General features: G+C 69.4%; 8 protein-coding genes and 1 pseudogene. 5 read left to right on the top strand and 4 right to left on the bottom strand.

Features of this window, described 5'->3' with window-relative positions; translation table 11 throughout:
- Together NM1_RS12970 and NM1_RS12965 are read right to left on the bottom strand one after the other, a co-directional pair.
- Positions 1–268 (bottom strand): annotated as a pseudogene (locus NM1_RS12970) (hypothetical protein); the annotation flags it as partial.
- A 3-nt stretch (positions 269–271) separates the two neighbouring features.
- Positions 272–598: a type VII secretion target gene (locus NM1_RS12965; protein WP_068018833.1), complete on the bottom strand. Its 327-nt coding sequence runs from the start codon at positions 596–598 to the stop codon at positions 272–274.
- 211 nt (positions 599–809) lie between these two features.
- On the opposite strand from NM1_RS12965, the gene NM1_RS12960 reads away from it, so the two are divergent.
- The 4 genes from NM1_RS12960 (at position 810) to NM1_RS12945 (ending at position 6,011) form a co-directional block, all read left to right on the top strand.
- The gene (locus NM1_RS12960) at positions 810–1,802 is read left to right on the top strand and encodes an NAD-dependent epimerase/dehydratase family protein (RefSeq protein ID WP_068018829.1); all 993 of its coding nucleotides are present in this window, start codon (positions 810–812) and stop codon (positions 1,800–1,802) included.
- A gap of 31 nt (positions 1,803–1,833) precedes the next feature.
- Positions 1,834–2,859, top strand: a complete 1,026-nt coding sequence (locus NM1_RS12955) for an Rv2578c family radical SAM protein (RefSeq protein WP_068018826.1) — start codon at positions 1,834–1,836, stop codon at positions 2,857–2,859.
- A gap of 120 nt (positions 2,860–2,979) precedes the next feature.
- Positions 2,980–4,932: a 2-oxoacid:acceptor oxidoreductase subunit alpha gene (locus NM1_RS12950; protein WP_068018823.1), complete on the top strand. Its 1,953-nt coding sequence runs from the start codon at positions 2,980–2,982 to the stop codon at positions 4,930–4,932.
- Positions 4,932–6,011, top strand: coding sequence for a 2-oxoacid:ferredoxin oxidoreductase subunit beta (locus NM1_RS12945; protein WP_068018820.1), 1,080 nt, complete (start codon positions 4,932–4,934; stop codon positions 6,009–6,011). Before NM1_RS12950 ends, NM1_RS12945 begins: the two co-directional genes overlap by 1 nt.
- A 15-nt stretch (positions 6,012–6,026) precedes the next feature.
- On the opposite strand, the gene NM1_RS12940 is transcribed toward NM1_RS12945, so the two are convergent.
- Both NM1_RS12940 and ypfJ read right to left on the bottom strand, forming a co-directional pair.
- Complete coding sequence (locus NM1_RS12940) at positions 6,027–6,620, bottom strand: hypothetical protein (protein WP_147288968.1); 594 nt, start codon at positions 6,618–6,620, stop codon at positions 6,027–6,029.
- A 179-nt stretch (positions 6,621–6,799) separates the two neighbouring features.
- Positions 6,800–7,717, bottom strand: a complete 918-nt coding sequence (gene ypfJ / locus NM1_RS12935) for a KPN_02809 family neutral zinc metallopeptidase (RefSeq protein WP_068018817.1) — start codon at positions 7,715–7,717, stop codon at positions 6,800–6,802.
- Positions 7,718–7,882: 165 nt separating this feature from the next.
- Between ypfJ and aspS the strand changes: the two genes are divergently transcribed.
- Positions 7,883–9,673 carry an aspartate--tRNA ligase gene (gene aspS / locus NM1_RS12930; RefSeq protein WP_068018815.1) on the top strand — a complete coding sequence of 597 codons (1,791 nt, stop codon included), beginning with the start codon at positions 7,883–7,885 and terminating at the stop codon, positions 9,671–9,673.
- Positions 9,674–9,731 lie beyond the last annotated feature (58 nt).

The raw sequence follows: 9,731 nt of genomic DNA, 5'->3' as shown, positions 1-9,731 counted from the left end.
CCAGCCCGGGCGCGTGCGGCGCGGCCGTCAGCGGTGCGCCGTCGTCCTCGAACTCCTTGCGGGAGGGCATGAATTCCGGCGGCTCCGGGGGTGGCATATCGGCGGGCAGCTGGCCCACCGGGACATCCTGGATCGGGCCCTGCTGGGCCGCGGAAGCCAGGGTCGGATCGGCGGCCGGAGCGGGCGCCGCCGCCTCCGCGGGGGCGGCGGGGGACGCCGGAGGCGCGCCGATGACGCCGCTGTCGTGTCCGGAATCGAGTGTGCGCACGAGCTATCCCCCGATCTGATTGCCGAGGGACCCGAGGAGGTTCGAGAACGACGAGTCGGAGTCGTCGATCACCGCGGCGGTGCCGAATGCGTGCTTCCCGAGATTGTCGACCTTGCCCGACAGCTCGTTGATGTCCTTGGCGTGCAACACCTGCGCGGCGGCGAACATCGCCAGATAGTCCGCACCGATGACGCCGAACACCGGTGTCATCGCCGCGACGTGCGTGACCGTGTCCATATCCCCCGCCGCGGCGATCTGACCCGCGACACCCTCCTGCGTCGCCGCGAACGTGCGAACCGCATCGCTTTCGATCGAGAGTGGTTCACTCATCGAATCTGCCCCCCAATCATCATGATCATCAGCTTTCGTCGAACGTCGGTGCTCGTGATCTGCTGCGTCGCCGCGTGACTCCCGGCAACGGCTCGGCCTCAATATAGCCGACCTGCGGGACGGGTTTCGAGCGGACGCGACGCCCGGGGGAATAAACGGGAGCAAACTAGAACTTGTTGCAAATTGGAACGGGTTCTATATCCTCGGTGCCATGAAGGTCGCAGTCACCGGCGCAGCCGGCTTCCTTGGCACGAACCTGCTCCACCAGTTGGTGGAGCAAGGTCACGAGGTCACCGCCATCGACCGGGTTCGGCCCACCGGTACCCCCGAGGCGGGTGTCACCTGGGTGACCGGCGACGTGCTGGACCCGGCGTCCATGCGTGCGGCCCTCGAGGGCGCCGAGATGCTCTACCACCTGGTCGCGGTGATCACCCTGGCCCATCGCGACGATCTGGCCTGGCGGGTGAACACCGAGGGCGTGCGGGTGGTGGCCGAGGCCGCGCTCGAGGTGGGTGTCCGCCGCATGGTGCACGCCAGCTCCATCCACGCCTTCAACCAGTACACCTGCGGCGGCCGGATCGATGAGCGGTCGGCGCGCTCGGTCGAGGAGCATCTGCCGGTCTACGACCGCTCCAAGTGGCAGGGAGAGATCGAGCTGCGCAAGGTCATCGACGCGGGCCTGGACGCGGTGATCTGCAATCCGACCGGCGTCTACGGCCCGATCGATCACTCCGACTCCCGGATCAACACCACGCTGTGGGACTGTGCGCGGGGCCGCGTTCCGGTGATGATCGGCGGCGGTTTCGACCTGGTCGACGTGCGCGATGTGGCGGCCGGGCTGATCCTGGCGGGCGAGCACGGGCGCACCGGCGAGAACTACCTGCTGACCGGCGAGATGCTGACCATGCTCGAGGTCAGCCGCATGGCCGCGTCCGCCAACGGCAAGCGCGGCCCGTCGTTCGCGATTCCGCCCAAGGTGATCTCGGCGGTGCTGCCGGTGCTGGAGCCCGCGGCCAAGCTCATGGGCAGCGACCGGGTGTCGAAGGCCGCGATGGGCGCGTTGCTGTCGGCGCCCGTGGTGGACGGGAACAAGGCGAGGGTGGAGCTGGGCTACCGCCCCCGCCCGACGGCCGAGACGCTGCGCGATCTGATCGCCTTCTACAAGGGCGCGTCGCTGCGGCCGGAGGCGCCCAGCGTTGCTTGACAGTCGTTAGAACAAGTGTTCGACTGGAGGAGTGCGGTGGCAGAAGCAGACCCTCGACGTCGATGACGGGGCGTTGCCGGGGCTCGAGCGCGCCGGTTTCGTGCGCAGCGTCCGGACTCCCGATTTCGAGGGCGTCACGTTCCACGAGGTGCTGTGCAAGAGTGCGCTGAACAAGATGCCGCAGGGTTCGGGGTTGCCGTTCAACTGGACGATCAACCCGATGCGCGGCTGCTCGCACGCCTGCCGGTACTGCTTCGCCCGCGGCAGCCACGAATATCTGGAACTGGACGCGGGCCGCGACTTCGACACCCAGATCGTGGTGAAGACGAATGTCGCCGCGGTGCTGCGCCGCGAACTGCACCGCCGCTCGTGGCGGCGCGAGGGCGTGGCGCTGGGCACGAATACCGATCCGTATCAGCGCGCCGAGGGCCGCTATCGGCTGATGCCGGGCATCATCGGCGCGCTGACCGATTCGGGCACCCCGTTCTCCGTTCTCACCAAGGGCACGCTGCTGCGCCGCGATCTGCCGCTGCTGGTCCAGGCCTCGCGGGTGGTGCCCGTCAGCCTCGCGGTCTCGATCGCGATTCTCGACGAGGACCTGCACCGCAGCCTCGAATCGGGGACACCGTCGCCGCGCGCCCGGCTGGATCTGGTGCGCGCGCTGGCCGACGCGGGTTTCGCCGTGCACGTCATGGTGGCCCCGGTGATTCCCTGCCTCACCGACGGAAATGCCCATCTGGACGCGCTGTTCGGCGAGATCGCCGCGGCCGGCGCCGCGAGCGCGGTGGCGTTCCCGATGCATCTGCGCGGCAGCACCCGCGGCTGGTTCCTGGAATGGCTGGCCACGCACCACCCGGCGCTGCTGCGGCGGTACCGGCAACTGTACGGTCGTGGGGCGTACGTCACACCGGAGTATTCTGCGTGGCTACGCGGCCGGGTCGATCCGCTGCTCGCGCGGCACGGACTGTACCGCGAGCGGCCGAGCGACACCGCGCCGCGCCGGGAGCCGGATACCGGCTCGCGGCAGCCCGATCCGCAGCTGGCGCTGTTCGCCTGACGCGGTACGGGCTGAATCTGCTCAATCTTGTTGGACCGCACATAACTCGGGTGTGTCCGAGGTGCGGGGGAGTAACTTGGCCAGTGGTACCTCATACCGACGAGGAAGTGATGCAGGCGCATGGCTGACGAAACGCGTCTAAGCGACACTGCCGCAGCGCAACCGGCAGCGTCGGAGAAGCTCGAAAAGGTCGTCATTCGCTTCGCCGGCGACTCCGGCGACGGAATGCAGCTGACGGGGGACCGCTTCACGCACGAGGCGGCCGCCTTCGGCAACGACCTCGCCACCATGCCGAACTTCCCGGCCGAGATCCGGGCGCCGCAGGGCACGCTGCCCGGGGTGTCCTCGTTTCAGATCCAGATCGCCGACTACGACATCCTCACCGCGGGCGACCAGCCCGACGTGCTGGTGGCCATGAATCCGGCTGCGCTCAAGGCGAATCTGGAGGATCTGGCCCGCGGCGCCACGGTGATCGTCAACACCGACGAGTTCACCAAGCGCACGCTGACCAAGGTGGGGTACTCGACCGATCCGCTCGCCGACGACACGCTGTCGGATTTCGTCGTGCACCGCGTGCCGATGACGTCGCTGACGCTGGCCGCCACCGAACCGACCGGCATCGGCAAGAAGGACGCCCAGCGCGCGAAGAACATGTTCGCCCTCGGGCTGCTGTCGTGGATGTACGGGCGGCCGATCGCCGGGACCGAGCAGTTCGTGCGGGAGAAGTTCGCCGCCAAACCGGATATCGCCGAAGCGAATCTGCTCGCCCTGCGCACCGGCTGGAACTACGGCGAGACCACCGAAACCTTCGCCACCACGTACGAGGTCGCCCCGGCGACGCTGCCGCCGGGCACCTACCGGCAGATCACCGGCAATACGGCGCTGGCCTACGGCATCGTGGCCGCCGGGCAGCTGTCGGGTCTGGAGGTGTTCCTGGGCACCTACCCGATCACCCCGGCGTCGGACATCCTGCACGAGCTGAGCAAGCACAAGAACTTCGGCGTCACCACCTTCCAGGCCGAGGACGAGATCGCGGGAATCGGTGCGGCACTGGGCGCGTCGCTCGGTGGGGCGCTCGGCATCACCAGCACGTCCGGCCCGGGCCTGGCGCTCAAGAGCGAGACCATCGGCCTGGCCGTCATGACCGAGCTGCCGCTGCTGATCGTCGACGTGCAGCGCGGCGGCCCGTCGACCGGTCTGCCGACCAAGACCGAGCAGGCCGATCTGCTGCAGGCGCTCTACGGCCGCAACGGCGAATCGCCGGTCGCGGTCGTCGCGCCGCGCTCGCCGGCGGATTGTTTCGCGGCCGCGGTGGAGGCCGCGCGCATCGCGCTGACCTACCGCACGCCGGTGCTGCTGCTGTCCGACGGCGCGATCGCCAACGGGTCCGAGCCCTGGGCGATTCCGGAGGTCGCCGGGCTGGCGCCGATCGATCCGGGCTTCGAATCCGCAGCGGCGGAGCCGGATTCGTTCCAGCCGTACGCACGCGACCCGGAAACTCTCGCCCGCCCGCTGGCGATACCCGGCACGGCGGGCCTGGCACACCGCATCGGCGGACTCGAGAAGGCCGACGGCAGCGGCAACATCTCCTACGATCCGGCCAACCACGAGCTGATGGTGCGGTTGCGGCAGGCCAAGATCGACGGCATAGCGGTTCCCGACCTGGAGGTCGACGATCCGGACGGCCGCGCCGAACTGCTGCTGATCGGCTGGGGGAGTTCCTTCGGCCCGATCGGCGAGGCCTGTCGGCGGGCGCGGCGGCGCGGGGTTCCGGTGGCCCAGGCGCATCTGCGGAATCTGAACCCGTTGCCCGCCAATACCGAAGAGGTGCTGCGCCGCTACCGCACGGTGGTGTGCCCGGAGATGAACGGCGGTCAGCTGGCCACCCTGCTGCGCGCCCGCTACCTGGTGGATGTGCAGCCCTGGACGAAGATCGCCGGAACCGCCTTCTCGGCACAGGAACTGGTCGGCGTCATCGACGCCGCGCTCGACGGCTCCATCGCGGAAATGGAACACGACAAGGCCTTCGCCGCGCGTGCGCGGGCCACGTATCGCACCCCAGGGGGAAAGTGATGACCATTGTCGAAACCTCGCTCGTGGGAACCGATCTCGGCCTGACCGGCCTGTCCGGGGTGCCCGCCGCGGACGGGCCGCAGAAGGCCAAGGACTTCACCTCCGATCAGGAGGTGCGCTGGTGCCCCGGCTGCGGCGACTACGTCATCCTCGCCACCGTGCGCGGTTTCCTCGCCGATCTCGGATTGCGCCGCGAGAACCTCATGTTCGTGTCCGGTATCGGGTGCTCGAGCCGGTTCCCGTACTACCTGGACGCCTACGGGATCCATTCGATCCACGGCCGCGCGCCCGCCATCGCCACCGGGCTGGCCGTGACCCGGCCCGATCTGTCGGTGTGGGTGGTGACCGGCGACGGCGATGCGCTGTCGATCGGCGGCAACCATCTCATCCACGCGCTGCGCCGCAATGTGAACATGACGATCCTGCTGTTCAACAACCGGATCTACGGACTCACCAAGGGCCAGTACTCGCCGACCTCGGAACCGGGCAAGATCACCAAGTCGACGCCGATGGGTTCGGTGGACCATCCGTTCAACACGCTGTCGGTGGCACTGGGCGCCGAGGCCACGTTCGCGGCGCGGGCGCTGGACTCGGACCGCGCGGGCCTGACCGAGGTGCTGCGCGCCGCCGCCGAGCACCGTGGCACCTCCTTCGTGGAGATCCTGCAGGACTGCCCGATCTTCAACGACGGCTCGTTCGACATGTTGCGCAAGGAGAACGCCGAATCGCACCTGATCCGGCTCCGGCACGGACAACCCGTCCGCTTCGGAACGGACGGCGAATTCGCGGTCGTGCGCAAGGGTTTCGGCCTCACGGTGGCGCGGGCCGAGACGGTCGCCGAATCCGAGATCGTCGTCCATGACGCCTACACCGACGATCCGGAGTACGCCTACGCCCTGTCGCGGTTGTCGGATCAGGACCTGTCGCACGTCCCCGTCGGCATCTTCCGCAGCGTCTCCCGTCCCTCCTACGACGACGGCGTCCGCGCCCAGACGCAGATGGCTCGGGAGCGCAAGCCGGTGGCCGAGGGTTCACTGCAGGAGCTGCTGACCGGCAAGGAGACCTGGACGGTCGGCTGACGCTCTCGGCCGGAATCAGCGGTCTTGGGCGAAAGCGGACAGGAGTTTCTTGCAGAGGTCGTCGAAGCGCTTGCGCTGGGAGAGCTGCTCCTGGGAGAGGCCCTCCTCCTTGCCCTGCGAGTAGACGATGAGGTGGACGTCCTGGTCGGGGGTGGCGCCGAGGAAGTCGAGCATGGTGCTGCTGCCGTCGGCGTCCGACGGCATCCCCATATCGGCGTCGGCCAGCGACTTCGCCTCGGCGAGAGCCGAATTCACCACATCCGGTGCCACGCGTCCGGTCGCCGACTTGGGCGCGGCGCCCACCGGGCGGTCCGGGCTGGCGGCATCGAGACTGGCGACCGCTCGGCCGTCCGGCTGCACCTGCAGCGTGGGCGCCAGATCCGTGCGCACCTGCCACCCCGCCGGAATCGTGGTGAGCGTCAAGGACCCCGCCGTCGATGCCGGTGCCGGTGCGGGGGGAGCCTGGGCGGGAGCCGGAACGCCCGGCCCCGGCGGCGGCTGGTCGGCGACCGCGACGGCGCTCTGGCCGAGGAGCGCGGTGGCCAGGACGGCCGCCGCGGCGGTCGCGCGCAGCATCCCGAATCGTCTTGCCGCACCGAATCTCTGCATGAACCGACGTCCTCCTCATCAGGGTGGGGGTGAAAACCCCGACCGTGATTGTGGCCCGTCGCGGGCGAGAATCATCGGCGACGCGCCCAAGGACGTCGAGTCGGCGCGGTCACAGCCGATGCGCCCCACGGCAATTCGACCACGAACGTCGCGGTGACCGAGCGGCCACCGGCCGACCGTCAGCGCGTCGGGGGATTGTCCAGGTCGGGTGCGGCGAAGGTGTCGCAGGACTTGACCTGGCCGGTGCGGTAGCCGGTGAGGAACCACTTCTGGCGCTGTTCGGAGGAGCCGTGCGTCCACCCCTCGGGGTTGACCCGCCCGGTCGATGCCTTCTGGATGCGGTCGTCGCCGACCGCGGCCGCCGCAGAGAGGGCGTCGCGAATGTCCTTGTCGGTCAGCGGTTTCAGGAACGGCTGATCGCTGCCGGGCGCGGGCTGCTTGTCGGCGAAGTGGGCCCACAGCCCGGCGTAGCAGTCGGCCTGCAGCTCCAGGCGCACCGACCCGGACTCGGGCCCCTTCGGATCCCGCTGCGCGCGACCGGAATCGCCGAGCAGGTTCTGGATGTGATGGCCGACCTCGTGCGCCACCACGTACTCCTGCGCCAGCGGACCACCGCTGGCGCCGAAGCGGTCGGTCAGTTCCTGGAAGAAGCTGGTGTCGAAATAGGCGGTGCGGTCGGCGGGGCAGTAGAACGGCCCGACCGCGCTGGTCGCCCGGCCGCAGCCGGTGTTCACCGCACCGCTGAACAGCGTCACCTTCGGCGGCACGTACCGCCGCCCGGTCTGCTCGGGCAGCTGCGCGCCCCACACGTTGTCCAGGCTCTGCGCGGTCAGCACGACCCGGCAGTCGACGTATCGGTTGGCGTCCGCGCCGGTCCGGCAGTGCTCGGGTGTCTTGGCCGTGCCCTGCTGCGTCGAATCGGCGCCCGCACCGGTGAACTGTCCGAGCAGCGATCCGGGATCCCCGCCGAACAGCAGCGCCAGCACCAGCACGACGATCCCGCCCGCGCCGCCGCCCAGCGCGAGCTTGCCGCCCATGCCGGGACCGCCGGAGGAGACCCGGTCCGGATCGATCTGCATACCTTCGTTGAAGGTCATCCTCGTCGCCCTCTCGCAGGTGTCGGCTGGGGTGTAGGCACGATCCGAAGTAAAGCTTGACACGGCCGCGCGGATATCGGTTTCCGGTCGCTGAACGTGTCTAACTAGTATTGGGTCGCGCCTGGTCACATCGCGCCGGTGCACCGAGTCGTCGAAAGGAATCCCGTGCTGCGCACCCACTTGGCTGGTTCGCTGCGAAGCGAGCACGCCGGTCTGACCGTCACCCTCACCGGCTGGGTGGCCCGGCGGCGCGACCACGGTGGCGTGATCTTCATCGATCTGCGCGATGCGTCGGGTGTGTCGCAGGTGGTGTTCCGCGAGGGCGCGCCCGCCGAACAGTCGCACCGGTTGCGTGCGGAGTACTGCGTCCAGGTCACGGGTGTGGTCGAGCAGCGCCCGGACGGCAGCGAGAACCCGAACCTGCCGACCGGCGCCGTCGAGGTCAACGCGACCGAGCTGGAGGTGCTCAACGAGTCCGCGCCGCTGCCGTTCCAGCTGGACGAGCAGCCCGGCGAGGAGACCCGGCTCAAGTACCGCTATCTGGACCTGCGCCGCGAGGGTCCCGCGCACGCCATCCGGCTGCGCTCCAAGGCCAACGCCGCCGCCCGCGCCGTGCTGGACAGGCATGCCTTCGTCGAGGTCGAGACCCCGACCATGACCCGCTCCACCCCGGAGGGCGCCCGCGACTTCCTGGTCCCGGCCCGCCTGCAGCCCGGCAAGTTCTACGCGCTGCCGCAGAGCCCGCAGCTGTTCAAGCAGCTGCTGATGGTGTCGGGGGTGGAGCGCTACTACCAGATCGCGCGCTGCTACCGCGACGAGGACTTCCGCGCCGACCGTCAGCCCGAATTCACCCAGCTCGACCTCGAGATGAGCTTCGTGACCCAGGAGGACGTGATCCTGCTGGCCGAGGACATCCTGGTCGCGCTGTGGAAGCTCATCGGCCACGACATCACCACGCCGATCCCGCACCTGACCTACGCCGAGGCCATGCGCCGCTACGGCTCGGACAAGCCGGACCTGCGCTTCGGCGTCGAGATCACCGAATGCGCGGAATTCTTCAAGGACACGCCGTTCCGGGTGTTCCAGGCGCCGTACGTGGGCGCGGTCGTGATGCCCGGCGGCGCGAGCCAGCCGCGGCGCCAGCTCGACGCCTGGCAGGAGTGGGCCAAACAGCGCGGCGCCAAGGGCCTGGGCTACATCCTGGTCGGCGAGGACGGCACGCTGGGCGGACCGGTCGCGAAGAACCTGAGCGAGGCCGAGCGCGAGGGGCTGGCCAAGCACGTCGGCGCCGAGCCGGGCGACTGCATCTTCTTCGGTGCGGGCGAGGCCAAGTCGAGCCGGGCGCTGCTGGGCGCCGCGCGGGCCGAGATCGCGCGCAAGTGCGGCCTGATCGACGAGAACGCCTGGGCGTTCGTGTGGATCGTGGACGCCCCGATGTTCGAGCCCGCCGCCGACGCCACCGCGAGCGGCGATGTGGCCCTGGGGCATTCGGCCTGGACCGCGGTGCACCACGCGTTCACCTCGCCGAAGCCGGAGTCGCTGGACACCTTCGACACCGATCCCGGATCGGCGCTGGCCTACGCCTACGACATCGTCTGCAACGGTCACGAGATCGGCGGCGGCAGCATCCGTATCCACCGCCGCGACGTGCAGGAGCGGGTGTTCGAGGTGATGGGCATCGGCCACGACGAGGCGCAGGAGAAGTTCGGCTTCCTGCTCGACGCCTTCGCCTTCGGCGCCCCGCCGCACGGCGGCATCGCCTTCGGCTGGGACCGCATCACCGCGCTGCTGGCGGGTGTGGACTCGATCCGCGACGTCATCGCCTTCCCGAAGTCCGGCGGCGGCGTGGACCCGCTCACCGACGCGCCCGCGCCGATCACCGCGCAGCAGCGCAAGGAGGCGGGCCTGGACGTGGTGCTCGACGAGGACGGTAACCCGATCGCGCCGAAGAAGTAGCACGCCCCCGAGCCGGTTCACGGAACGGCTTGCCGCCGGGGAATCTCGCGGGGAACCG

It is taken from the genome of Nocardia mexicana NBRC 108244, assembly GCF_001613165.1.
Lineage (GTDB): Bacteria > Actinomycetota > Actinomycetes > Mycobacteriales > Mycobacteriaceae > Nocardia > Nocardia mexicana.
Note: the sequence above shows the minus strand (reverse complement) of the source record. Positions and strands in the feature narration are given on the sequence as shown.